The 24,683-nt window shown below is 68.3% G+C and carries 18 protein-coding genes; 4 read left to right on the top strand and 14 right to left on the bottom strand.

Features of this window, described 5'->3' with window-relative positions; all coding sequences use genetic code 11:
- Positions 1-6: 6 nt before the first annotated feature.
- The 7 genes from Q0A34_RS00335 to aspS form a co-directional block, all read right to left on the bottom strand.
- Positions 7-1,029, bottom strand: a complete 1,023-nt coding sequence (locus tag Q0A34_RS00335) for a shikimate dehydrogenase (RefSeq protein WP_291477347.1) — start codon at positions 1,027-1,029, stop codon at positions 7-9.
- A 54-nt stretch (positions 1,030-1,083) separates the two neighbouring features.
- Entirely contained in the window at positions 1,084-2,268 is a 1,185-nt protein-coding gene (gene mltG / locus Q0A34_RS00330; RefSeq protein WP_291477346.1) for an endolytic transglycosylase MltG, read from the bottom strand.
- Positions 2,269-2,409: 141 nt separating this feature from the next.
- Positions 2,410-2,895, bottom strand: a complete 486-nt coding sequence (gene ruvX, locus Q0A34_RS00325; protein ID WP_291477338.1) for a Holliday junction resolvase RuvX — start codon at positions 2,893-2,895, stop codon at positions 2,410-2,412.
- The gene (alaS, locus tag Q0A34_RS00320) at positions 2,895-5,582 is read right to left on the bottom strand and encodes an alanine--tRNA ligase (protein ID WP_291477336.1); all 2,688 of its coding nucleotides are present in this window, start codon (positions 5,580-5,582) and stop codon (positions 2,895-2,897) included. Before alaS ends, ruvX begins: the two co-directional genes overlap by 1 nt.
- A gap of 58 nt (positions 5,583-5,640) precedes the next feature.
- A complete protein-coding gene (locus Q0A34_RS00315; RefSeq protein WP_291477334.1) occupies positions 5,641-7,035 on the bottom strand; it encodes a replication-associated recombination protein A in 1,395 nt (464 codons plus the stop codon).
- Between the two features lie 16 nt (positions 7,036-7,051).
- Positions 7,052-8,275 (bottom strand): phosphotransferase, encoded by a 1,224-nt coding sequence (locus Q0A34_RS00310; protein ID WP_291477332.1) that lies wholly within the window; start codon positions 8,273-8,275, stop codon positions 7,052-7,054.
- Positions 8,276-8,317: 42 nt separating this feature from the next.
- Positions 8,318-10,102, bottom strand: coding sequence for an aspartate--tRNA ligase (gene aspS / locus Q0A34_RS00305; RefSeq protein WP_291477330.1), 1,785 nt, complete (start codon positions 10,100-10,102; stop codon positions 8,318-8,320).
- A 175-nt stretch (positions 10,103-10,277) separates the two neighbouring features.
- Between aspS and Q0A34_RS00300 the strand changes: the two genes are divergently transcribed.
- Positions 10,278-10,619: a hypothetical protein gene (locus Q0A34_RS00300; protein ID WP_291477328.1), complete on the top strand. Its 342-nt coding sequence runs from the start codon at positions 10,278-10,280 to the stop codon at positions 10,617-10,619.
- A gap of 34 nt (positions 10,620-10,653) precedes the next feature.
- Here Q0A34_RS00300 and Q0A34_RS00295 read toward each other — a convergent pair whose 3' ends face one another.
- Positions 10,654-10,785, bottom strand: a complete 132-nt coding sequence (locus Q0A34_RS00295) for a hypothetical protein (protein ID WP_291477326.1) — start codon at positions 10,783-10,785, stop codon at positions 10,654-10,656.
- Positions 10,786-11,068: 283 nt separating this feature from the next.
- Between Q0A34_RS00295 and Q0A34_RS00290 the strand changes: the two genes are divergently transcribed.
- Both Q0A34_RS00290 and Q0A34_RS00285 read left to right on the top strand, forming a co-directional pair.
- On the top strand, positions 11,069-12,994 hold the full coding sequence (locus Q0A34_RS00290) for a calcineurin-like phosphoesterase family protein (RefSeq protein ID WP_291477324.1): 1,926 nt from the start codon (positions 11,069-11,071) through the stop codon (positions 12,992-12,994).
- A 24-nt stretch (positions 12,995-13,018) separates the two neighbouring features.
- Entirely contained in the window at positions 13,019-13,963 is a 945-nt protein-coding gene (locus Q0A34_RS00285; protein WP_291477322.1) for a neutral zinc metallopeptidase, read from the top strand.
- Between the two features lie 13 nt (positions 13,964-13,976).
- Here the strand turns inward: Q0A34_RS00285 and Q0A34_RS00280 are convergent, their stop codons facing one another.
- The 5 genes from Q0A34_RS00280 to Q0A34_RS00260 form a co-directional block, all read right to left on the bottom strand.
- Positions 13,977-15,551 (bottom strand): GMC family oxidoreductase N-terminal domain-containing protein, encoded by a 1,575-nt coding sequence (locus Q0A34_RS00280; RefSeq protein ID WP_291477320.1) that lies wholly within the window; start codon positions 15,549-15,551, stop codon positions 13,977-13,979.
- A 50-nt stretch (positions 15,552-15,601) separates the two neighbouring features.
- Positions 15,602-17,083, bottom strand: a complete 1,482-nt coding sequence (locus tag Q0A34_RS00275; RefSeq protein WP_291477318.1) for an aldehyde dehydrogenase family protein — start codon at positions 17,081-17,083, stop codon at positions 15,602-15,604.
- A gap of 28 nt (positions 17,084-17,111) precedes the next feature.
- Complete coding sequence (betT, locus tag Q0A34_RS00270; RefSeq protein WP_291477316.1) at positions 17,112-19,235, bottom strand: choline BCCT transporter BetT; 2,124 nt, start codon at positions 19,233-19,235, stop codon at positions 17,112-17,114.
- Positions 19,236-19,348: 113 nt separating this feature from the next.
- Positions 19,349-20,650, bottom strand: a complete 1,302-nt coding sequence (gene hisS, locus Q0A34_RS00265; protein ID WP_291477314.1) for a histidine--tRNA ligase — start codon at positions 20,648-20,650, stop codon at positions 19,349-19,351.
- 31 nt (positions 20,651-20,681) lie between these two features.
- Positions 20,682-21,344: an MBL fold metallo-hydrolase gene (locus Q0A34_RS00260; RefSeq protein WP_291477313.1), complete on the bottom strand. Its 663-nt coding sequence runs from the start codon at positions 21,342-21,344 to the stop codon at positions 20,682-20,684.
- Between the two features lie 160 nt (positions 21,345-21,504).
- Here Q0A34_RS00260 and Q0A34_RS00255 point away from each other — a divergent pair, with 160 nt between their 5' ends.
- On the top strand, positions 21,505-22,341 hold the full coding sequence (locus tag Q0A34_RS00255; protein ID WP_291477311.1) for a peptidylprolyl isomerase: 837 nt from the start codon (positions 21,505-21,507) through the stop codon (positions 22,339-22,341).
- Positions 22,342-22,403: 62 nt separating this feature from the next.
- Here Q0A34_RS00255 and Q0A34_RS00250 read toward each other — a convergent pair whose 3' ends face one another.
- The gene (locus tag Q0A34_RS00250; RefSeq protein WP_291477309.1) at positions 22,404-24,674 is read right to left on the bottom strand and encodes a bifunctional (p)ppGpp synthetase/guanosine-3',5'-bis(diphosphate) 3'-pyrophosphohydrolase; all 2,271 of its coding nucleotides are present in this window, start codon (positions 24,672-24,674) and stop codon (positions 22,404-22,406) included.
- Between the last annotated feature and the right edge of the window lie 9 nt (positions 24,675-24,683).

The following is a 24,683-nucleotide window of genomic DNA, read 5'->3' as shown; positions in this document are numbered from 1 at the left end:
CTCCCCCTAGCCCCCTGAGCCTGCCGAGCCTGCCGTGTCCCCGTCACCCTGGCCGGACTCCATCGTCCGCCGGTGCGCGCGCAGCAGGCGGTACATGCCCTCGGTGGAGGGTGTCTCGCCGGTGAACTGGCGGAACTGCTCCACTCCCTGCCCCGCGAGCATCAGCAACCCGTCTGACACCGGTCGCCCGGCACCCCGGGCTGCCAGCATCAGCGGCGTGGGGTACGGGTCGTAAATCACGTCCACCACCGCCGCGGCGGTGGCGAGGTGCTCGGCCACAGCGGCGGCGCCGGCGGCCGGGATGGTCGATACCAACGCGTCGGCCGAGGCGCAGACCTCTCCCAGACGGTCATCGTCCAGTCGAAGCCAGTCGAACTCCATGCCGTAGGACTCGACCAGGTTCTGCAGGTTCAGCGCCCTCTCCGACCGTGCGAGGACGGTCACCGAGGTGAACCCCTCCGCGGCGAGGGCGGCCACCGCGGGACGTGCGGTCCCGCCGTTGCCGACGACCACCCCACGTCCGGCGCCGTTGTCCCGGTCCTCACCGAGGACGGCGCGCAGACAGGCGGCGAGACCGTCGACGTCGGTGTTGTCCGCCAACCACGACCCCGTCGGCTCTCCGTCGGCGTCCCGGACGGGCACCAGGGTGTTCGCGCTTCCGATGAGGGCTGCGCGGTCGGTGACGTGGTCGGCGAGGTCGTGGGCGGCTGACTTGCCCGGCATGGTCACGGAGAACCCCCGGACACACGGTGGCGACTGCTGCATCAGACGCCGCACCTCTGAGGGCTCACCGGCGTCGACCCGGACGTAGACCAACGAGTCGTTGTCCAGCATCGCCGCGCTGCCCAGATGGATCACCGGCGACAGCGAGTGCCCCACGGGCCTGCCCAGTACCGCACACAGCTGTGCGGGGGTGCCGCCGTCGGACCCGTCCCCGTCGGCACCCCGCACCTGCAGCTCGTCCGCGAGGGAGAGGAACTCCTCCACGCTGTACACCTCGGCCACGTCATTTCCGGTCGCGTTCACCATGGTCTCTTCCACCTCAGTTGTCAGTGCACTTACCGTCAGGGATCTCCACGAGCGCTACCGCGCGCTGTCGAGCACGCCGTTGCGCCGCGACTCCTCGATGGCGGCCTCGTGGTCGGAGAAGGACCGGTTGAACACCGTGCGCCCGTCCGTGTCCACCGTCACGAAGTACAGCCAGTCGCCCTCGGCGGGGTGCTCCACCGCCTGCAGCGCGGTGATTCCCGGCGAGGCGATCGGGGTGTCCGGCAGTCCCTTCTTGGCGTAGGTGTTCCAGGGGGTGTCCCGTCCACGGTCCTCGTCGGTGGTCGCCACCTCCTGGGCGGCGACATCGTAGTTCACCGTGGAGTCGAACTCCAGCTTCTGGTCCTCGTGCAAGCGGTTGAGGATCACCCGGGCGACCTTGTCGAAGTCCCCCTCGGGTGCCTCGCGCTCGACCAGCGAGGCGGCGGTGATCATCTCGTAGGGGTTCAGGCCGACCGTCTGCGAGGCCTCGAGCAGCCCGGTGCCCTCGTAGATCTCCGCGGAGTCCTCGACCAGGGAGGTCAGGATCTCCTTCGGACCGGCGGTGGGGTCGAAGAGGTGCACACCGGGGGCGATGAGGCCCTCGATCCGGCGCGGGTCGTCGCCGCGCGCCTCGACGGGCCCGACGGCCCACTCCGGCACACCGAGCTCCGCCGGGGGCGTCGCGGAGATCGCCTGCCGCAGGTCGTCGACGCTGACGCAGTCCTCCAGGCCGTCGGTCAGGCCCTCGCGGCAGGAGTTCTCGGCGATGGCGCTGAAGATGCCTCCGCGGGTCTCCCCGCCGACGACGGTGATGTCCTCGAGGGTCATGCCGGTCGGGATGTCGATGACGCCGAGACGTCGTTCGTCGTCGGTGAGCGCCTGCATCGCCGACTCCGCCGACATCTTCTGCTGGAGCGCGTAGTAGCCGGCCTCCAGACCGCGGGTCTCACCGCGCTGCTCTGCCTCGTCGGCCGCGGTCAGCATCGCCGAGCGCGAGCCGACCACGTCGTCCTCGAGCAGCTGCGGGATCAGGCCCGAGACCGTGTCGCCCTCGTCCACCCTGATCAGTACCGCGTTGCCGTTGCCCTCACCCTCGTAGTCACGGGTGCCCACGATTTCACGCTGGTAGAAGACGTAGGCCACGACGAAGACGAGCAGGAGGACCAAGGCGAGGCTGATGGCTATGGACCACTGTCTACGACGGCGGTACCTGGGTTCGGTCCTGATCTTTCGAGGCAAGGTTCACTCCCACGTCTCTACTGTGTGTACAAGGTGTCACTACGTCATGAAAACACTGTTGCGCGTCATTCTCGCACGGGGCGGCCCGATATCACGGATCGGACACCCGGTTACAAATGGATTACAGGCTGTGCCGGGCCGCTACTGGCGGTGACGGGCCGTCCTGGCGTCGAGCCACCCCTGCAGGATGTGCACCGCGGCAGCCTGGTCGATGCGGGACCGGCCCTTGCGTTCGCTGACGCCCGAGGCCCGCATGGCCCCGGTCGCGGCGACGGTGGACATGCGCTCGTCGACGAGCCGTACCGGGACGTCGCCCAGTGCCTCGCGCAGTGCGGCGGCGTAGTTCTCCGCACGCAGCGTGCTCTCGGTCTTACGGGAACGCAGGGTCACCGGGAGCCCGACGACGACCTCGACCACGAAGTTCTCCTCCGCCAGCTCCAGGATCCGGGTGAACTCGGAGCCCGGACGGCGGCCGCTGCCCTTTTCCGCGGCGACGGTCTCCAACGGTGTGGCGAGGATACCGTCGGGGTCGGACAGTGCCACCCCGATGCGTACCGTGCCCACGTCGAGCCCCAGCCGTCGACCCCGTCCGGGGTCGTCGTCACCGGGACGGTCCGGGGTGGTCATCAGCTGTCACCGGACAGGACCGACTCCACGTGGGGACGCACCGCCGCCACCGCCTCGTCGATCCCCGACACGTCACTGCCGGAGCCCTGCGCCATCGCCGGCTTGCCGCCGCCACGCCCGCCGACCAGTGGGGCGATCGCCTTGACGACATCGCCGGCGGAGAGACCGCGGGCCACCGCGGCATCGGTGACCGCGGCGATGAACGGCACCTTGCCGGACTCCCGGTCGGCCGAGGCGAAGACGACGACGGCCTCCTCGGAACCGAACCGGGCCTTGGCGTCGTTGGCGAGGGTACGCAGGTCACCGCCGGCGATTCCGTCGGTCACGCGCGCGGCGACCACACGGACACCGTCCACGGTGACCGCCTGCATCACGTAGTCGCCGACCTTGGCGGTCAGCTCCGCGGTGCGGAACTGGTTGATCCGCTTCTCCGCTGCCTGGAGCCGCTCACTGATCTGGGCGAAACGGTCGGGCAGTTCCCCGGGCGCCACCTTGAGACGCGACGCCAGCGAGCCGGCCACGGCATTCTGGTCGGCCAGGTAGCGCATCGAGTCCATGCCGGTGTAGGCCTCGATCCTTCGGGTACCGGAGCCCACCGAGGACTCGCCGAGGATGGTGACCGGCCCCACCTGGGAGGAGTGGTCGACGTGGATGCCGCCGCACAGCTCCATGGAGAACGGGCCGCCGATCTCCACGACGCGCACCCGGGACCCGTAGTTCTCGCCGAACAGCGCCATCGCGCCCATGGCCTTCGCCTCGTCCAGGCTGGTCTCGATCGTGTTCACCGTGTAGTCGGTGTCCACCGCCTCGTTGGAGATCTCCTGGATGCGACGCAGCTGGTCGGCGGTGAGCTGGGTGCCGTAGTTGAAGTCGAAGCGCAGGTAGCCCGGCTTGTTCATCGAACCCGCCTGCACCGCGGTCGGGCCGAGGACCTGGCGCAGGGCGGCGTGGATCAGGTGCGTTCCGGAGTGTGCCTGGCGGGCGGCGTGCCGCCAGGCGTGGTCCACGTGTGCGGCCACGGTGTCACCGACACCCAGTTCCCCACCGGTGACACGCACCCGGTGCAGGGACACCTTGCGGCCGGTCTTCTGTACGTCGAGCACCTGGCCGGCGCCGCCGGGACCGGTGACGGTGCCGCGGTCGGCCATCTGGCCGCCGGACTCGGCGTAGAACGGGGTGCGGTCCAGGATGACCTCGACCTCGGCGCCCTCGGCGGCGCGGTCCACCAGCTGTCCGTCGGAGACCAGGCCGAGAATGTGCGCCTCAGCGTCGGTGGTCTCGTATCCCAGGAACACCGTGGGGTGGTTGTCCACGAACGAGCGGTAGACCGAGACGTCGGCGTGGACCTGCTTCTTGGCGCGGTTGTCGGCCTTGGCGCGTTCGCGCTGCTCGGACATACGGGCGTCGAAGCCCTCCTTGTCCACGGTGAGACCGGCCTCCGAAGCCATCTCGACCGTCAGGTCGATCGGGAACCCGTGGGTGTCGTGCAGCACGAACGCGGCGTCGCCGCCGAGCTCCGTCCCCCCGGCGGCCTTGACCCGGGCTGCGGCGTCCTCGAAGAGGCGGGTTCCGGACTCCAGTGTCTTGAGGAAGGTGGTCTCCTCACCGACGGCGACGGCGCGGATACGCTCCCAGTTCTCGGTGATCTCCGGGTAGGACGGGGTCATGGTGCTGCGCACGGTGTCCATGAACCGCTCCATGGTCGGCCCGGTGGCCCCCAGCAGACGTGCGGAACGGATGATGCGGCGCAGGAGCCGACGCAGGATGTAGCCGCGGCCCTCGTTGCCCGGGGTGACCCCGTCGAGGATCAGCATCAGCGCGGTGCGGCTGTGGTCGGCGATGACACGGAAGCGCACGTCCTCCACGGAGTTCTCGACACGCCCGTAGACCGAGCCGGTCAGCTGCTCGGCGACCTTGATCACCGGTGCCAGCAGGTCGGTCTCGTAGACGTTCTCCACGCCCTGCAGGATGCAGGCCACGCGCTCGATGCCCATACCGGTGTCGATGTTCTTCTGCGGCAGCTCCCCGATCGGCTCGTAGCCCTCCTTGGGGCTCTTGTCACCGCGAATGTCCTGCATGAACACCAGGTTCCAGATCTCGATGAACCGGTTCTCGTCCGCGGCCGGACCGCCGTCGACGCCGTACTCCGGACCGCGGTCGTAGAAGATCTCGGAACAGGGACCGCCCGGGCCCGGCACACCCATGTCCCAGTAGTTGTCCTCGCCGCCGCGGCGCTGGATCCGCTCCAGGGGCACACCGATGTCCTCGTGCCAGATCGCGGCCGCCTCGTCGTCGGTCCGGTACACCGTGGGCCACAGACGGTCGGGGTCCATGCCGAACCCGCCTTCGGCGACCGGGTTCGTCAGCAGGTCCCAGGCGTAACGGATGACCTCGCGCTTGAAGTAGTCACCGAAGGAGAAGTTGCCGGCCATCTGGAAGAAGGTGTTGTGCCGGGTGGTGATACCCACCTCCTCGATGTCCAGGGTGCGCACGCACTTCTGGATCGAGGTCGCCCGCGACGACGACGGAGTCTGCTCACCGAGGAAATACGGCTTGAACGGAACCATGCCGGCGTTGACGAACAGCAGGTTCGGGTCGTCCAGGATCAGCGAGGCGCTGGGAACCTCGGTGTGACCTGCCTTCACGAAGTGATTGAGGAATCGCTCGCGGATCTCATGAGTCTGCACAGTTACGGAACCTTCTTGATAGCTGGATCGTCGACACGGTGTCTTAACCGGAAACAGTCTACCCGTTGCCCCGCACAATGCCGCGAAGGGTCTCCAGCCGGGGCCTGAGGGTGTGCTCACGGCCGTGGTCCGTGGGGCGGTAGTACTCCGCCCCCGCAAGATCAGCGGGCAGGTAGTCCTGGCGCAGGACGCCCCGGGGGTCGTCGTGCGGGTAACGGTAGCCCACTGCGTTGCCCAGGGCCTCGGCACCTGAGTAGTGTCCGTCGCGCAGGTGCGGGGGCACCACGGGGCCGCGTCCCTCGCGGACGTCGGCCAGGGCTGCGTCGATGCCCCGGATCACGGAGTTCGACTTCGCCGCGGTGGCGATGTGCACCGTCGCCTGCGCCAACGGGATCCTGCCCTCAGGCATGCCGATGAAACTCACGGCCTGATGGGCGGCGACCGCCACCTGCAGTGCCGAAGGGTCGGCCATGCCCACGTCCTCGGAGGCGTGGACGACGAGCCTGCGGGCGATGAACCGGGGGTCCTCCCCTGCGTCGATCATGCGCGCCAGGTAGTGCAGTGCGGCGTCCGGGTCGGACCCGCGCAGCGACTTCACGAACGCACTGGTGATGTCGTAGTGCTGGTCGCCGTCCCGGTCGTAACGGGCGACCGCACGGTCGGTGGAGGCGCGGACGTCGGCGGTGGTGAGGACCGTCCGGTCCCCGAGCCCCTCGACAGCGGCCTCGAGGTAGGTCAGGCCCCGTCGGGCGTCCCCGGCGGCGAGGGCGGCCAGCAGGTCGCGCGCGTCGTCCTCCACGCTGACCGCACCGCCGTAGCCGCGGGGGTCCTCGACCGCCCGGGTCAGCAAGGTGGCCACGTCACTGTCCTGCAGCGGTCGCAGCTGCACCAGCAGAGAACGCGACAGCAGCGGCGAGACCACGGAGAAACTGGGGTTCTCGGTGGTGGCGGCCACGAGCAGGACGGTGCGGTTCTCGACCGCCCCCAGCAGGGCGTCCTGCTGGGTCTTGGAGAAGCGGTGGACCTCGTCGATGAACAGGACCGTCGACTCCCCCCGGGCCAGGCGCCGGCGGGCGTCCTCGATGACCGCGCGCACCTCCTTGACCCCGGCGTTGAGCGCCGAGAGAGCCTCGAACCTCCGGCCGGACGCACCGGCCACCAGCGAGGCCACGGTGGTCTTGCCGGTGCCGGGCGGGCCGTAGAGGATCACCGAGGAGTCCCCCCGGCCGTCGATGAGGCGGCGCAGCGGCGAACTGTCGCCGAGGACGTGGGACTGGCCGACGACCTCGTCCAGCGTGCGTGGGCGCATCCGCACCGCCAACGGGGCGTGCGCGCCCGGGTGGAAGTAGGAATCCGCTGAACGTGTCGGGGCGGGCCCGCCGTCGTCTCCGGTCCCTGGGCCGGGCCCCGGGACCGTCCCCGGGACGTCGAAGAGGCTGTCGTCTGCGTTCATGGCGCGCCCGGGGTGGTCAGCGGGTCTGCGGCTGGGCACCGAGCTTGGCCAGGGTGGTCAGCAGCTCGGCGGCGAAGTCGCGCACGGCGGTGAACCGATCGTCCACCTCGTGCCGCTCGGCGAAACGACGCACGGCCTCCACCGTGGTCGCCAGGTCCGAGAGATGCTCACGGGGCATGTGGTCGAGTCGGCGCACTCCCTCGGAGGCGGATCCGGAGGTCTCGATCACCGCAAGGGTGCCGTGGTAGAGCAGGGACAGACTCATCAACGCCCATCCCACCAGCGAGGCCATGAGAGCCTTCTCCAGGCGCCCCTCCTCCCGGACGGCCGGCCAGACCACCGAGACCTCCGTGGACCAGGCCTCGATGAACTCGCGGAGCTCCTCGGGGTCCAGCAACGGGGTGGTGATGTCGTGCGGGAATCCGGCGATCACGCAGGCGACGTCCGAGACGATGTCGCGGAAGCCCGCCCACTCATAGTCCAGGAAGACCACGGTGTCGGCGAGCATGATGTTGTCGGGCGTGAGGTCGAACGGGGTGAACGCCTGCACCCGGGAGTGTGACTGGCGCTGACCGGCCTCGTGGGCGAACTCCTCGACGGTGGGGTCGACCGACACCCCGCTGCGGCGCAGCAGGTCCAGGCCTTGCTCGACCAGGGCGGCGACGTCCACGTCGCGGTCGTTGACCCGCTTGGCCGGGATGTTGTGCCGGGAGTGCAGGCGGCGGTTCAGGGTGTCGAAGGCCTCCTGGCCGTCAGCGGTGGCGACGTGCATGCGCCCCAGCGCCCGGCCCAACTTGCGCAGGGCGGCCGCCCGTTCCATCTCACCGTCCATGGTGAGGATGTCGGAGTAGTTCCGGCCGTCGCCCGAGTCCGACAGCACCATGATGCGCTCGTCGATGTCGTGGGCGAGAAGCTGCGGGCCCGGACGGTGCTCCTCGGCGAGGGTGTTGGTGTACTGGTAGGCCACCACCTCGCGGATCATCGCGGAGATGGCCTCGGAGTCCGACTCTCCGTCAGCTTCGTCGCCGTCGCCGTCGCTGCTGCCGGTGGCGACCGGCGGCAGCTGTTTGATCACCACAGTGCGCTCCTGGAGGAACGGGTTGGGCGAGACCTTCACCCGCACGACCAGTGATTCACCGCTGCCCCCGAGATTCTCCGGGTGCGTCAGCTCCGGGGTCCCGCCGAAACGGTTCCCCAGCAGGTGTGCGGCTCTGTCCAGTGCGTCCTCGATGCTCAGCACGGCGTTGTCCTCCCTCGGACGTCCCTCCACGTGTGGCAGGGCTCAGGCATTCTTCTTGGGTTTGGCGTCGATCCCGGATTCCTTGCGCTGCTGCGCGGTGATCTCGCCGGGGGCGTCGGTCAGCGGGTCGATGCCGCCACCGGACTTCGGGAACGCGATGACGTCGCGGATGGAGTCGTAGCCGCCGAGGAGAGAGACGATACGGTCCCAGCCGAAGGCGATGCCGCCGTGCGGCGGGGCGCCGAAGGCGAAGGCGTCGAGCAGGAAGCCGAACTTCTCGCGTGCCTCCTCATCGGAGATGCCCATGACCGCGAAGACGCGCTCCTGGATGTCCCGACGGTGGATACGGATCGACCCGCCGCCGATCTCGTTGCCGTTGCACACGATGTCGTAGGCGTACGCGGTCGCCTCCCCGGGGTTCTCGTCGAAGGAGTCGATCCACTCCGGCTTCGGCGAGGTGAAGGCGTGGTGCACGGCGGTCCAGGCGGAGTTGCCCAGAGCGACGTCGCCGGAGGCGGTGGCGTCGGCGGCCGGCTCGAACAGGGGCGCGTCCACGACCCAGGTGAACGCCCAGTCGCCGTCCTTGATCAGGCCGAGACGCTCGGCGATCTCGCCGCGGGCAGCGCCGAGCAGCGCGCGGGAGGACTTCACGTCGCCGGCGGCGAAGAAGATGCAGTCACCCGGCTTCGCCCCAACGTGGGCGGCGATTCCCTCACGCTCGGCCTCGGTGATGTTCTTGGCCACCGGGCCGGAGAGGGTGCCGTCCTCGCCGACGAGGATGTAGGCCAGGCCCTTCGCACCGCGCTGCTTGGCCCAGTCCTGCCAGGCGTCGAGGGTACGACGGGGCTGGGAGGCCCCGCCGTCCATGACCACGGCGCCGACGTAGTCCGACCTGAAGACGCGGAAGGTGGTGTCCCTGAAGAACTCGGTGCACTCGGTGATCTCGATGTCGAATCGCAGGTCCGGCTTGTCGGAGCCGTAGCGGCGCATGGCGTCGGCGTAGGTGATGCGCGGGATCGGGCCGGTGATCTCGTAGCCGATCTGCCTCCACACGGCAGCGAGGATCTGCTCGGCCAGGGCGATGACGTCCTCCTGGTCGACGAAGCTCATCTCGACGTCGAGCTGGGTGAACTCCGGCTGACGGTCGGCGCGGAAGTCCTCGTCGCGGTAGCACCGGGCGATCTGGAAGTAGCGCTCCATGCCCGAGACCATGAGCAGCTGCTTGAACAGCTGCGGGGACTGCGGGAGTGCGTAGAAGTTGCCCGGGCGGAGGCGGGCGGGGACCAGGAAGTCACGGGCACCCTCGGGGGTGGACCGGGTGAGCGTGGGGGTCTCGATCTCGGTGAAGTCCTGGTCGAGGAGGACGTTGCGTGCCGCGGCGTTGACCTTGGACCGCAGGCGCAGTGCACGGGCCTGGTTGTCCCTGCGCAGGTCAAGGTAACGGTACTTCAGGCGCGTCTCCTCGCCGACCTCTCCCCCGCTGGAGGAGTCGTCGATCTGGAACGGCAGCGCCGCGGACTCGTTGAGGATCTCCAGCCCCGAGACGTTGAGCTCGATCTCGCCGGAGGCCAGGTTCGGGTTCTCCGACCCCTCCGGCCGGGCCTCGACGACGCCGGTGACGCGCAGGCAGTACTCGCTGCGCAGCGCGTGGGCGCGCTCGGCGACCTCGTTCTCACGGAACACCACCTGGGCGAGTCCGGAGCGGTCACGCAGGTCGATGAAGATCACTCCACCGTGGTCCCGTCGGCGGGAGACCCATCCGGTGAGGGTTACCTCCTCGCCGATGTGGTCTGAGCGAAGGTCACCACAAAGATGGGTCCGCAGCACGTCGCGTTGTCCTTTCGGATAGTTCGGGAAAACCCCGGGCGACACACAGGGGTCGCCGGATGCTCGATATCAGCGGCCCAGTGTACTACCCCGCCGCCGCCCGTGGAACAACGGTGGCATTCTGGAGGGTGAGGTCGAACGTCGACCGAGATGAAAGGACGAGAGGACGGTCATCATGGCGGACAACACTTCACCGGCACCGGACGACAGGCGCGGCCCCCGGGACACCCCCCGACACCCCGACTCCGACGGGATCCCTGACCAGGTGACTGTGGAGGACACCGTGGTCACCCCATTGGATTCTCGGGACCCCTACCGGTTGTTCTGGCTGAGCAGCCAGGTCGTGCTGTACGTCTCGGCGGTCCTGGCGGTCGTCGCCCTGGTCTACGGGATGGCTACCGGTGTGGAGAGCTCCTGGATCAGCGGCATGGCGTTCCTGGGCATCAGCATGCTGTCTGTGGTCAGCCTGCTCCTGGCGCGACTGGGCAGTGACCTGAAGTCGGCCGGCGTCATCTGAGGCCGGCGCGACCGGAGGTGACGGTGCCGGTGCCTCAGGCGCCGACACCGTTCCAGTTGACGCGGCCCAGAGTGGCGTCGTAGATCTGCTGGGCGATGTCCCAGTTGTTGTAGGCGGCCCAGTCGCCTGCGTCGAGGGCCTGCTGGGTGAGGGCGATGATGTCCATGTGTCCGATTCTCCTACGGTTTCCCGGGATCGCTGTCAGTGTCCGCTGCCGTCACAGACGGCAGACATGCCCAGCAGTATAGACCGCCGGAGCACGCTCCGCAGTTAACTGGTGTTACTTTAGCCCCATCTTTAACACCCGCAACGCCCCCGGAGAGTAGCGCGGACCTGCAGGGCGAATGTTCACACTGAGGTCACCGTGACTACACCGTCGCCACACCCGGGCCCCCTAGGCTGCCGTCTGCACGACAACCCCTCACGAACACCTTCAGGGAGCAGCCTCAATGTCTCGACGCACGCGACGGACCCCCGTCGCCCTCTCCACCCTCTCTACCCTCTCCGCCCTCTCTACCCTCTCCGCGTTCTCGGTCTTCTCGGTCTTCTCCGTCGTCCCTGCCGTCCCGGCGATCACCCCCGACGCGGTCGCCCAGGTCCCGGCCCCCGGGTCCGGCACCGTGTACGGCAGTTCCGACGGCGGCAGCGCCGGCGGGACAGGCGGGGCCGGTGAAGGCGACGCCGGTCTCTACGAAGGCGCCGTCGAGATCGTCGACGGCACGTCCGACAACCAGGACGTGATCACCGGGCGCGTGTTCAATGACGCCGACCGTGACTCCAGCCTCGGTGACGGCGAAGACGGCGTCCCCGGGGTCCGGGTGTCCAACGGCGTCGACGTGGTCACCACCGACAAGCACGGCCGGTACACACTCCCGGCACGCGACAACATGTCGGTGTTCGTCACCCAGCCCTCCGGCTGGCAGGTACCTGTCGACTCCGACAACTTCGCCCAGTTCAGCTACGAGCACTACCCCGAAGGCTCCCCCGACCTGCGCTACGGCGGCCTGGAACCGACGGGTCCCGTCCCCACCGCGGTGAACTTCCCCCTCGCCGAGTCAGAGGCGACCGCCTCACCGGAGCAGTCCTGCCCCGTCGCCGCAGACACCCAGACCTACGACAGGACCGAACTCGGCTACGCCGCGCAGGGCGTCCCCGCCGACCTCGCCGACCGCGACGACTACGCCGGCTGCGGGGTCCTGCTGCTCGGCGACAACGTCGGTGACGACCTCAGCCTGAACCCGGACATGAAGCAACTCTACGCCGACGCGTCCGGGCCGGTCCGTGCCCTCCCTGGCAACCACGACATGGACTACGACGCCGACAGCGACGTCAACGCCACCGACACCTACCGTCGCGACTTCGGGGCCCCGTACTACTCCTACGACGTCGGCGACGTGCATTTCGTGGCCCTGGACAACATCGAATACCACGGCGACGACGGCAGCGGCAACGGCGGGTACGACGAGCGGATCTCCGATCAGCAGCTCACCTGGCTGCGCAACGACCTCGCCACCGTCGACGAGGACACCCGGGTCGTCGTCGCCGCACACGCCCCCATCGTCAACTACGCCGAGGTGATCACGGACAACGCCGCCGAACTCTACGACATCCTCTCCGACCGTCCGGACGCCGTCACCGTCGGCGGACACACCCACACCAGGGAGACACTCCTCGCCGGGGAACGCCGGGCGGAGTGGACCGGGCACGACGAGAGTCCCGTCGAGGAACTCCCCCACGACCAGCTCGTCGCCGGGGCAGTCTCCGGCGACTGGTACTCCGGGGAACTCAACGACGACGGCGTCCCGTACGCATACACCCAGGACGCCGCCGAACCAGGCGCGCTCACCCTGGAGTTCACGGGGACCGACCTGCACGAGTACTACACCGTGCGCAACGAGGAACCCGCCCACCAGTTCCTCACGGGCGTCAATTCACCGGCCTGGCGAACCTGGGCGGCCGGGGCGCAGAAGTGGCAGGACAACGACCGGGCCGGCGACGCCCCCGGGGCGATCAACCCACTGGAGGTCACAGCAGAGGACCTGGCGGGTGGAGAGAGCTACCTGGCGACCAGCTTCTTCAACGGCTCGACCGACGCCGACGTCTCGGTACGGATCGACGACGGGGAGAGCGTCGACGCCGAGCTCACCCAGCCCGCGCAGGGCGAGAAGCTGAAGGAGGGGTGGGAATACACCGAGACGGTGTCCGCGACCCACAACCTCAGCTCCACGGGCAACGTCGCCAAGGCCAGTCCACACCTGTGGCGACTGGCCCTGCCGTCCGACCTGGCGCCCGGCACGCACACCGCCGAAGTCACCGGCACCGACAGGTACGGCCGTGAATTCAGTGAGACCGTGGAGTTCACGGTGACCGGCTAGCCACCCTGCCGTTACACTTCCACCATGTCTTTCAACAATAACCTGTCCGGCATGGGCGGACGGGCACGCTCGGGAGGAACCTCCGGCGGCGGAGGGTACGGACTCGGCGGGGGTGGGCGCGGAGGCGGCGGCAATCGTGGCGGCGGGCTCCTCGGCATGCTCCTGATGAGCAGGGTCGGGCGTCGCTTCGGACTTCCCGGCATCCTGGTGGTGGCCGTGGTGCTGTTCCTCGCCAACGGAGGCGCGGGGATGTTCAGCGGGAACGACTCCCGGGTCAGTGACACGGGGTCCGGCGGGAACCTGGAGCACTGCGACAGCGTCGAGGCCGCCAACACCTACGACGACTGCCGTATCGAGGGCACGGCGATCTCCCTCGACCGCGTCTGGTCGTCCCTGCTCCCCGAGCAGACCGGCATCAGCTACACCGAACCCGGTCTCGTCATCGGCGACGGCAGGGTCAACACCGGGTGCGGCACCGCCTCCACCGCCCAGACGGGGCCTTTCTACTGTCCCGGTGACGAGACGGTGTACATCGGCGACGACTTCTTCGCACAGCTCAGGGACATGGGCGGGTCGGACGGGCCCTTCGCCCAGATGTACGTGGTCGCCCACGAGTTCGGGCACCACATCCAGCAGCTGGAGGGCAACCTCGGTCTCTCCGACTACGACGACCCGGGTGCGGACTCCAACGCCGTGAAGATGGAGCTGCAGGCCGACTGCTACGCCGGGGTCTGGGCCGCCCACGCGGACAAGGGTGAAGGGGCGGTCCTTGACCCGGTGACACCCGAGCAGGTCAGCCAGGCCATCACTTCCGCCCAGGCCATCGGGGACGACGCGATCCAGCGCTCCGGAGGCGGTCAGGTCAACCCGGACGCCTGGACGCACGGGTCGTCCGAGCAGCGCCAGCACTGGTTCAGCACCGGCTACGACGCCGGGACGACGGCGTCCTGCCGGCAGGACTTCCGCTGACCGCCTGCCCCGCTCACGCCTGACGGATCAGGTCCGCGGCCTTCTCGCCGATAAGCATGCACGTGATGTTGGGGTTGACCGCCACCAGCTGCGGCATGACAGAGGCGTCGACCACCCGCAGTCCGGAGACCCCCTTGACCCGCAGCTGGGGGTCCAGGGGGGACATCGGGTCATCCTCTGCACCCATGCGCACGGTGCCTGCGGGGTGGTACACGGTGTTGTGGGTCCTGGACACGTAGTCGGCGATCTCCTCGTCCGACTGGACGTCGGTCCCGGGGAACAGCTCACGTCCGGCGTACTCCCGCATGGCGGGCTGGGCAACGATCTCACGGGCGAGCTTGATGCCCTCGACCGCGATCCTCATGTCGTAGCCCTCCTCGTCTGTGAAGTACCGAGGGTCGACCTTCGGCTTGTCCCGGAAGTCGCAGGAACGCAACCGCACGGTGCCCCGGCCCTTGGCGTGGGTGATGTTCGGCGTCAGGCAGAAGGCCTCGTCCGCCGTGGGGTAGCCCTGCCGGCGGGTGTGCATGTCGAAGGGCATGGACCCGTAGTGCATCATCAGGTCCGGCAGCCCCAGGCCGTCCGCGCCGCCCTCGTCGACCATGTCGAAGATGCCGATCTCCCACCACTGTGTGGCCTCACGGGTCATCGGGACCTTCGACTCCCAGGAGATCACCGCCTCCGGGTGGTCCTGGAGGTGCTCGCCGACACCGGGGGCGTCCACCAGGGTCTCCACACCGACCTCGGCGAGATGGTCCGACGGCCCGATCCCCGACAGCATGAGCAGCTTCGGGCTGTCGATCGCACCCGCGGACACGATGACCTCGCGGTTCGCCGCCAGGGTCTTCAGACGTCCGAAGGGGTTGTCGAGGTACTCGATGCCGGTGGCCCGCGGAGTGCCGTCCTCCCCGGCGGAGAAGATCACCCGGGAGACCTGACGGTCGGTGAGGATGTCGATGTTCTCCCGGTCCATGACCGGGTGGAGGTAGGACACCGAGGACGACGACCGGACATTCTCGTCCGTGGCGTTGATCTGGAACCAGTCCGCACCGTGGTTGACCGTGGTCCCCTCGTTGAAGGGGGTGTTGGGGAGGCCCTGCTGCTCACAGGCCTCGATGATCGCCACGCCCACCGGGTCGCGGTGGGGCACGGAGCGCAGCCGGACCGGGCCGTCGTGCCCGTGGTGCTCGCCGTCGCGGTCGTTGTTCTCCAGACGCCTGATCAGCGGGAGGACGGACCCGGAGTCCCATCCCTCGGCGCCCAGCGACACCCAGTGGTCGAGGTCCTGCGCCGGGGTGTGGAAGGCGATGCAGGAGTTGTGGGATGAGCACCCGCCGAGCACCTTGGCCCGGGCGTGGCGCATGTGGGAGTTCCCCTTCTCCTGGGGTTCGATCGGGTAGTCCCAGTCGTAGCCGGACTCGAGCAGTCCGGGCCACTCCGCGAGGTTGAGGACCTCGGGCTTGTCGACGTCGGTGGGACCCGCCTCGATCAGAGCGACGGTCACCGAGGGGTCCTCGCTCAGCCGGGCCGCGACCACGGCTCCCGAGGAACCGGCTCCGACGACGATGTAGTCGTAGTTGTCTCGCATATCTTCTCCTGATCCTGTCTGGTGTTCGTCCTGGTGTTCGTCGACGGGTGCTACTTCTGGGGGAACCAGCCGGTCGCGGCAGGTTCGGTGTTCTCGTAGATGTGCTTGGCCTCGCGGTACTCTTCCAGGCCGGCGAGGCCGAGCTCGCGTCCGGTGCCGGAGGCCTTGAAACCGCCCCACTCCGCCTGCGGGACGTAGGGGTGGTAGTCGTTGATCCACACGGTGCCGTGCCGCAGTGCGCGGGACACCCGGTTCGCCACGCCCCGGTCGGTGGTCCACACCGCTCCGGCGAGCCCGTACTCGGTGTCGTTGGCGATGGAGATCGCCTCGGCCTCGGTCGTGAAGGTCTCCACGGTGATCACCGGGCCGAAGCCCTCCTCGACCACCGCGGGGTTGTCGGCGGTGCAGTCGTCCAGCACCGTAGGCGCGTAGAAGCAGCCCTTCTCCAGGTCCGGGCCTCCCCAGTGTCCACCGCAGCGCAGGGTGGCGCCGGCCTCTACGCCCCGTCGGACGTAGTCGGTGACCTTGTCGCGGTGCTCGGTGGAGATCAGCGGACCGGTCTCCGCGGCCTCGTCGAAGGGGCCGCCCATGACGATGCCCTCGGCGCGACGGACCAGCTCGTCGACGAACCGTTCCTTGATGCTCTCCTCCACGATCAGCCTGGTACCTGCCGAGCAGACCAGACCAGAGTCGAGGAAACCGGCGTTGAGCGCGTTGTCCACCGCTGCCTCGAAGTCCGCGTCGGCGAAGACGACGTTCGGGTTCTTGCCCCCGAGTTCCAGGGCGACCTTCTTCACAGTCGGGGCCGCAGCCGTGGCGATCCGGCGTCCGGTGACCAGCCCACCGGTGAACGAGACCATGTCCACGTCCGGGTGCGAGGACAGCGGTGCCCCCGCCTCGGCGCCGGCGCCCAGGACGAGGTTGGCCACACCGGCGGGCAGACCGAGCTTGTCGAGGACGTCGATGATCAGGATGGCGGTGTGCGGGGTCAGTTCCGCCGGCTTCAGGACGAAGGTGTTCCCCGCCGCGAGCGCCGGGGCGATCTTCCAGCTGGCCTGAAGCAGGGGGAAGTTCCACGGGGTGATCATCCCGCAGACACCGACCGGCTCGTAGACGACGCGGGAGATCACCGAGCCGTCCCCGGCGTCGACGAGACGTCCCGGGTGCTGGTCGGCGATCTTGCCGAAGAACCGGAAGCAGTTCATGATGTCGTCCATGTCGCCCTCGGCCTCGACGAGCCGCTTGCCGGTGTCGAGCGCCTCGGCCCGGGCGAACTCGTCCTTGCGCGCGGCCATCGCGTCAGCGACCTTCAGCAGGAGGTCACCGCGGTAGGCGGCGGAGGTGGAGGACCACTCCCCTGCGTCGAAGGCACGGCGTGCCGCGGCGATGGCCTTCTCCGTGTCCGCGGCGGTGGCCTCGGAGACCTCGGCGATGACACGTCCGTCGGCCGGGCACGTGACCGTGCGGGTACCTCCGTCAGTTGCACCGACCCATTGTCCGTCGATGTAGAGCGTCTGTGGTGTGTCGGTCATGTGTGCTCTCTTCCTGTAGTTCCGGGTGTTACTCGGAATCGTTGTCGTCAACTGTCCAGAGGGCCGGTGCCGTACCGTGCACCTCGGCGGTCGGGGTACCTCTGTCACCGGTCAGGGACATGTACTCCACATGCATATCGTAGGCGTCCAGGACATCGGCGATGACCTGCTCCCGGGAGTACCCCAGGATGTTGTGTCCGCGCGACCCCGTCGCGGAGAAGATCTCCAGGGTGAAGTAGACGTCGTGGTCCACGTTGAGGTTCACCGCGAAGTTCGGGACCTGCCCGGGCACCGGGTAGGCCTGGTACTTGAAGTCGTCCTGCCCGGGGAACCGGACCAGCAGGTCCACGAAGTCGATCGGGTACTCCGGGTGGCTGTCCCGGGTGAACGTGACATCCAGCCCGAGTGCCCGGAGCTCCCCGGCGACCTCGCTGATCGCGGGGGCCGCGGTGCTCTCGACATAGGCCTGCGTCTCCGCCGCCGAGGGGAAGCTCATCCTGCGTTTGAGCCTGTTCCGCCAGGCCAGCCGGGGCTGCGGTGTACCTGCCCGGTCCGACAGGGCGCCGGGCAACGACAGTGACCGCGACTGCAGCCAGTACGCCTCCGCACCCAGCACACGCCAGATACTGAACATCAGCAGGTACATGATCACCGAAAACGGCAGCCCGATCAGCACCGTCGCCGCCTGCAGGGTGTAGACACCGCCGATGAGCAGCATCACCAGTGTCAGCGCACCGGTGAGCACCGCCCACACGATTCGCAGCCACGGCGGCCCGTCGGAATCCTCCACCGTGGGCTTCGAGGTGATGTTGGCCATCACCAGGGAGCCGGAGTCGGCGGAGGTGACGTAGAAGAGCAGCCCGGTGACCACGGCCAGTGCCACCGCGAACGTCGCCCCGGGGTACTGCTGCAGCAGCAGGAAGAACCCGGACTCGGGGGTGTTCACCGCGGTCTCCAGGAACTCCTCGTCGCCGTCCCGGAAGAACGCCAGTGCGGCGTTGCCGAAGACCGAGATCCAGATCGCGATGAAGCTGAACGGGATGACCAGCACGCCCAGGATGAACTGGCGTAGTGTGCGCCCCCGCGAGATGCGGGCCAGGAACAGTCCGACGAAGGGCGCCCAGGCGATCCACCAGGCCCAGAAGAACAACGTCCAGTCCGACTGCCACTGGTCCGCCGGGTAGTCGGCGGACCCGTCGGTGTAGGCGAAGGTGTTCAACAGCATCGAAGGGAACCGGGAGACGAAGTCGCCGATGTTCTGGACCAGCGCATTGAGCAGGTCGGCGGTCTTGCCCATCACCACGACCCACACCATCAGGAGCAGAGCGAGCCACACGTTGAGCTCCGACAGCCGTCGGATGCCCTTGTCCACGCCCGACACCGTCGAGATCACGGTGATCAGCACGGACAGCCCGATCAGCGCGATCTGCACACCGGTGCTGGTGGGGATCCCGAAGATGTCCGAGAGTCCGTAGTTGAGGAAGACCACGCCGATGCCCAGGGAGACGGCGATGCCGAAGGCGGTGCCGATCGCCGCGGCGATGTCGACACTGTGGCCGACCGCGCCGTGGATCCGACGCCCGAACACCGGGGCCAGCGCCGAGCGGATGCTCAGCGGCATGTGGTACCGGTAGGCGAACAGACCGAAGGCCATGCCCATCAGCGCGTACATGGCCCAGCCGGGGATGCCGTAGTGGAACATGGTCCACAACGGAGCCATCCGGGCTGCCTCGTCGGAGAGTTCGGCGGTCTCCGGCGGGGTGAGGTAGTTCGTCGCCGGTCCGGACACCCCGAAGAACATCAGGTCGACCCCGATGCCGGCTGCGAAGAGCATGGCTCCCCAGGTGAACAGCCCGAACCGGGGTTGTGAGTGGTCGGGGCCGATCTTGGTGTTGCCCACCCGCCGGAAGGCGATGATGAGCACGAACACCACGACGACGCCGGCGGTCAGGACGTAGTACCAGCCGAGATTGGCGGCGACCCAGTCCTTGACGGTGTTGATCACCGTGTCCGCGGACTCCGGCGCCAGCCAGGCCCAGATGACGAAGGCGGTCATCAGCCCGGCGGAGACGCCGAAGACGGGCCAGTTGACGGCGGACCGTCGCTGGGCGGTTGAAGACTCCTCATCCCCGGAAGAATAAGATTCGTCCATAAAGACACTCCTGTAAGCTTAGTTTCTGGCCTGAACCATAATGGAAAACTCAGAATCGTAGAGCCTGGAACAGGGTAGCCTACAAACCCGGAAATCTCTCGCCGGGTGGGGTGTCAGGACTCCCCGAGCGCCTTCCTCACCACGAGTTCGACGTCCTCGAGGGCGACCTCCTCCTGCTGGCGGGTCGCCAGGTCACGCACCACCACCGTGCCCGTCTCCAGCTCGTTCCCGCCGATGACCAGGGCCAGCAGTGCCCCGGCACGGTCCGCCCCCTTCATCGCACCCTTGAGGCCACGGTCACCGTAGGACATGTCGGCACTGACGCCGGCACGGCGCAGCCGGTCGACGACGACCGCCATACGGCGCTTGGCGTCCGCCCCCATCGGGACGCCGTAGACGTCCACCCGCCGACCCGTGGTCGGTGAGACGCCCTCGGCCTCCAGCGCGAGTACCGTACGGTCCACGCCGAGCCCGAAGCCGATCCCGGAGAGGTCCTGGCCACCGAGCTGCGCCATCAGCCCGTCGTACCGTCCGCCCCCGCCGATGCCCGACTGCGCCCCCAGGCCGTCGTGGACGAACTCGAAACAGGTCTTCGTGTAGTAGTCGAGGCCGCGGACCAGGCGGGGGTTGAGTGTGTACTCCACCCCCATGTCGTCGAGTGTGCCCGTGACGGTCTCGAAGTGCTCGCGGGCGGAGGCCGAGAGGTGGTCCGGCATCAGCGGGGCGTCCGCCATCATCTCGCGGACCTCGGGGCGCTTGTCGTCGAGCACGCGCAACGGGTTGATCTCCGCCCGGCGCCGCGTCTCCTCGTCCAACGGCAACGAGAACAGGAACTCCTGGAGCTTCGCCCGGTACTGCGGCCGGCAGGTGTCGTCGCCCAACGTCGACAGCTCAAGGCGGAAGCCGGAGAGCCCCAGGGCGCGGTAGCACCGGTCGGCCAGGGCGACAACCTCGGCGTCCAACGCCGGGTCGTCCACGCCGATCGCCTCCACCCCGACCTGCTGCAGCTGACGGTAACGCCCCGCCTGCGGACGTTCGTAGCGGAAGAACGGCCCGGAGTAGGTCAACTTCACCGGCAGCTGTCCCCGGTCCAGGTTGTGCTCGATCACCGAGCGCATCACGCCCGCCGTGCCCTCCGGCCGCAGGGTGACCGACCGCCCACCCCGGTCCTCGAAGGTGTACATCTCCTTCGAGACCACGTCCGTGGACTCCCCCACCCCACGGGCGAACAACGCGGTCTCCTCGAACACCGGCAGTTCGATGTGCCCGTACCCGGACTTGTGGATGACCTCCTCGAAGGTGCTGCGTACAGCATGGAACGCCGCCGATGCCGGCGGGACGTAGTCCGGCACCCCCTTGGGGCCGGCGAACCTCTGGACCTGTCCGGTGGAACCGGTGCTGTTCGTGTCACTCACGGGGGTCAACTATAGCGGCCCCGCAGGACGCTCACACCACGCCCTGCAGGAAGCCGTTCTGCGCCTTCTCCGTGCCCACCGTCGTCGCGGGGCCGTGCCCGGGCACCACCGTGTCCCCGTCGTCGAATGTCGACACCAGCCGCCGCAAGCTCTCCACCATCTCCGCCGGGTCGGAGAACGGCAGGTCGGTACGGCCCACCCCGCCACGGAAGAGCACGTCGCCGCCGAGCACCAGGCCGCGACCGTCCACCTCGCCGCGGAACATCACCGACCCCGGGGAGTGCCCCGGCATGTGGTGGGCGGTGAAGTCCACGCCGCAGATCGTCAGGACGTCACCGTCCTGTACCGGGGTCGGCGTGTCCGGCGTCGCCATGGAAGCCACGTCATGGGCGTCCCCCGTCGGTCCCATCGCGTCGAGTACCTCACGCTGCAGGAAGACACTGTCCGCCGGGTCCATGTGCGAGCTGACCCCGTAGGCGGCCTGCACCGCCGGAAGGTCGCGGACGTGGTCGATGTGCCCGTGGGTGAGCACGATGCGCGTCACCTGCAGTCCCTTGGCCTCCACGGCCTCCGCGACGAGGGACTCCGCGCCCATACCCGGGTCGACGACTGTCGCCTCCGTGCCGTCATGCAACAGGAGGCAGTTCGTCTCGAAGGGGCCGGTGGGCAGTACTTCCACAGTGAGGTTCGCCATGGCAGCCACCCTACCGAGAACACCGGGCGCCCGAACGCGGGGCCGGACGCGGGGCCGGTCGTGCGGCCGACCGTGGCGTCGGTGGTGGAGTACGGGGCGCCGGGGTGGAACAATGGGACCGTTGATCTACGACCGTCCCCGAGGGAAAGGCCACGGAGCTTTGTCCGACAACTCCTCCCGCCGCGATGCGGCACTCAAGAATCTCGACAAGGAACTGAAGTCGCGGGCCCGCCGCGAGAAGATGCGTCCCCTCGGGGTCACCCTGGCCACCCTGGTGGTTCTCGTCGGCCTCGTCGGCGGCATCTACTTCGCCGCGACCCGCGGCGGCGACGAGTCTGAGGACCTCGCCGACGGGACCACGCCCGAGGCCCCCACCACCCCCGAGGAGCCCGAGGGCCCCGAGGAGTGCGCCTACAACGAGACCGGTGACGCAGCCAGGGAGGTCTCCGTCCCCAGCGCCGACGATCTCCGTGAGGACGGCACCACGGGCGTCACCCTGGCCACCAACAAGGGCGACATCGGAATCACCCTCGACCACGCCCAGGCCCCCTGCGCCGCCAACAGCTTCGAGCACCTGGCCTCGGAGGACTTCTTCAACGACACCGTCTGCCACCGAGTCGTGGCCAACGAGGGCATGAAGATCCTGCAGTGCGGTGACCCCGCCGGCCAGGGCACCGGCGGTCCCGGGTACTCCTTCCCCGACGAGTACCCGGTCTGGGACAAGGACGGCAACAAGGTCGAGGAGGAGGGACTGTACAAGCGCGGCGTGCTGGCGATGGCGAACAGCGGGGCCAACACGAACGGCTCGCAGTTCTTCCTCGTCGACGACGAGACCCAGCTGCCCAACGACTACACCATCTTCGGCACCATCTCCGAGGACGGCCTGGACACCCTGGACTCCATCATCGAGGAGAACGAGGGCGAGAACCAGGACAACAACGGCGACGGGGCTCCCGTCGACGAGGTCCGTATCGAGACCGCTACCGTCGACGCCTGATCCCCCTTGGCCGCCTTCCGCAGGACGGTGGCCGTCAGCGTTCCGGCACCCCCGGCCTGTGCTCAGCCACCGGTCGTCACGCGGTAGACGTCGTAGACGCCCTCCACGTTACGCAGCTGGTTCATCAGGTAGCCCAGCTGCTTGGTGTCCGAGACCTCGAAGGTGAACCGGCACATCGCCACCCTGTCCTCCGCCACATGCGTGCTCGTCGCGATGATCGGCACCTTCTGCTCACTGACCACGCGGGTCACCTCACTGAGCAGGCCGGTGCGGTCCAGACCCTCGATCTGCAGGGTGACCACGAAGACCGCGTCGCGGACGTCGGAGGCCCAGGCGACGTCGATGAGCCTGTCCGGCTCGGAGTGCAGCTTCTCCGCGTTGGTGCAGTCGGTACGGTGCACCGACACACCGCCGCCCTTGGTGATGAAGCCGAAGATCTCGTCACCTGGCACGGGGGTGCAGCACTTCGCCAGCTTCGCCGAGAAGTCGGAGTTGCCTTGCACCAGCACACCCGAACCGTCTCCGCGGCCGGACTGCACGGACTGCTGCGGGGTGGTCCGACGCACCGTGGGCGCGGGGGTCACCGGTGAATCGTCCTCGTCGGCGTCACCCTGGTAGATGTCCTGCAGCATGTGCACGACGTGGCCGGCGGTGACACCGCCCTTGCCGATCGCGTCATAGAGGTCGTCGACGGAGTCCCGGGTCAGCTGGGTCGCGACGGTGCGCAGGGCGGAGGCGGTGACCAGCCGCCGCAACGGGATTCCGGTGCGCTGGGCTTCCGCGGCCAGCGCATCCTTGCCCTTCTCCAGGGTCTCCTCGCGGCGCTCCTTATTGAACCAGGCGCGGATCCGGTTACGTGCCCGCGGCGAGACGACGAACTTCTCCCAGTCCTTCGACGGCCCGGCGGTCGAGTCCTTCGAGGTGAAGATCTCCACCTTGTCGCCCGTCTTCAACGGGGACTCCAGGGCCACCAGCTTGCCGTTCACCTTCGCGCCGATGCACCGGTGCCCCACCTCGGTGTGCACGGCGTAGGCGAAGTCCACCGGGGTGGCGTCGGTCGGCAGGGTCACCGCGTCGCCGCGGGGGGTGAAGACGAAGATCTGGTTGGTCGACAGGTCGTAGCGCAGTGAATCGAGGAACTCGTTGGGGTCCGCGGCCTCCTTCTGCCAGTCCAGCAGCTGACGCATCCAGGCCATCTGGTCGACCTCGGCGGCGTCCCCCTTGTGCGAGCCCTTGGTCTCCTTGTACCGCCAGTGTGCCGCGATCCCGTACTCGGCCTGGTAGTGCATCTCGTGGGTGCGGATCTGCACCTCAAGGACCTTCGCGTCCGGCCCGATGACGGTGGTGTGCAGTGACCGGTAGACGTCGAACCGGGGCTGGGAGATGTAGTCCTTGAACCGGCCGGGCATCGGCTGGAACTGGGAGTGGACGGCACCGACGGCGGCGTAGCAGTCACGGATCTCGTCGACGAGGATGCGGATCCCCACCAGATCGAAGATCTCGTCGAAGTCGCGGCCACGCACGATCATCTTCTGGTAGATCGACCAGTAGTGCTTCGGGCGGCCCACCACCTCGGCGGTGATGTGCGACTCACGCAGGGTGGACTGGATCTCGTTGATGACCTTCGCCAGGTACTGGTCGCGCTTCGGGGCGCGGTCGGCGACGAGCCGGACGATCTCCTCGTACTTCTTCGGGTAGAGGATCGCGAAGGACAGGTCCTCTAGCTCCCACTTGATCGTCGCCATACCCAGCCGGTGTGCCAGCGGGGCGATGACCTCGAGCGTCTGCCGCGCCTTCTTCGCCTGCTTCTCGGGCGGCAGGAAGCGCATCGTACGCATGTTGTGCAGCCGGTCGGCGACCTTGATCACCAGCACGCGGGGGTCGTGGGCCATGGCCACGATCATCTTGCGGATCGTCTCCGCCTCCGCGGCGGAACCGAGCGCGACCTTGTCCAGCTTGGTCACCCCGTCGACCAGGAGCGTGACCTCTGCGCCGAAGTCGCGGGTGAGGTCGTCCAGCGAGTAGTCGGTGTCCTCCACCGTGTCGTGCAGGAGGGCCGCGACCAGCGTGGTGGTGTCCATGCCGATCTCCGCGGCGATGGTGGCCACCGCCAGCGGGTGGGTGATGTACGGTTCCCCTGACTTCCGGGTGACCCCGGCGTGCAGACGTTCAGCGGTGGTGTACGCCTGATTCAGGATCTCGACGTCCGCCTTCGGGTGGTAACGCCGGTGCACGGCGATCAGGGGCCCGAGGACCGGGTTGATCCTGCTCTTGCCGGTGAGGCTGCGCGCAATTCGCGCGGCCATCCACAGCGAGTTCTTCTCGTTCGTCATGCCTCACCG

Origin of the sequence: Corynebacterium sp., from assembly GCF_022712195.1 — a bacterium.
GTDB lineage: Bacteria > Actinomycetota > Actinomycetes > Mycobacteriales > Mycobacteriaceae > Corynebacterium.
This window is presented reverse-complemented; position numbering and strand designations above follow the sequence as displayed.

Coding starts and splice junctions, on each gene's coding strand:
- betT (WP_291477316.1), bottom strand. CDS start 19,235: ATGGACGAATCTTATTCTTCCGGGGATGAGGAGTCTTCAACCGCCCAG.
- Q0A34_RS00315 (WP_291477334.1), bottom strand. CDS start 7,035: ATGAACGCAGACGACAGCCTCTTCGACGTCCCGGGGACGGTCCCGGGG.
- Q0A34_RS00260 (WP_291477313.1), bottom strand. CDS start 21,344: ATGGCGAACCTCACTGTGGAAGTACTGCCCACCGGCCCCTTCGAGACG.
- Q0A34_RS00280 (WP_291477320.1), bottom strand. CDS start 15,551: ATGCGAGACAACTACGACTACATCGTCGTCGGAGCCGGTTCCTCGGGA.
- Q0A34_RS00275 (WP_291477318.1), bottom strand. CDS start 17,083: ATGACCGACACACCACAGACGCTCTACATCGACGGACAATGGGTCGGT.
- Q0A34_RS00335 (WP_291477347.1), bottom strand. CDS start 1,029: ATGGTGAACGCGACCGGAAATGACGTGGCCGAGGTGTACAGCGTGGAG.
- Q0A34_RS00250 (WP_291477309.1), bottom strand. CDS start 24,674: ATGACGAACGAGAAGAACTCGCTGTGGATGGCCGCGCGAATTGCGCGC.
- ruvX (WP_291477338.1), bottom strand. CDS start 2,895: ATGACCACCCCGGACCGTCCCGGTGACGACGACCCCGGACGGGGTCGA.
- Q0A34_RS00300 (WP_291477328.1), top strand. CDS start 10,278: ATGGCGGACAACACTTCACCGGCACCGGACGACAGGCGCGGCCCCCGG.
- Q0A34_RS00295 (WP_291477326.1), bottom strand. CDS start 10,785: ATGGACATCATCGCCCTCACCCAGCAGGCCCTCGACGCAGGCGACTGG.
- Q0A34_RS00285 (WP_291477322.1), top strand. CDS start 13,019: ATGTCTTTCAACAATAACCTGTCCGGCATGGGCGGACGGGCACGCTCG.
- Q0A34_RS00290 (WP_291477324.1), top strand. CDS start 11,069: ATGTCTCGACGCACGCGACGGACCCCCGTCGCCCTCTCCACCCTCTCT.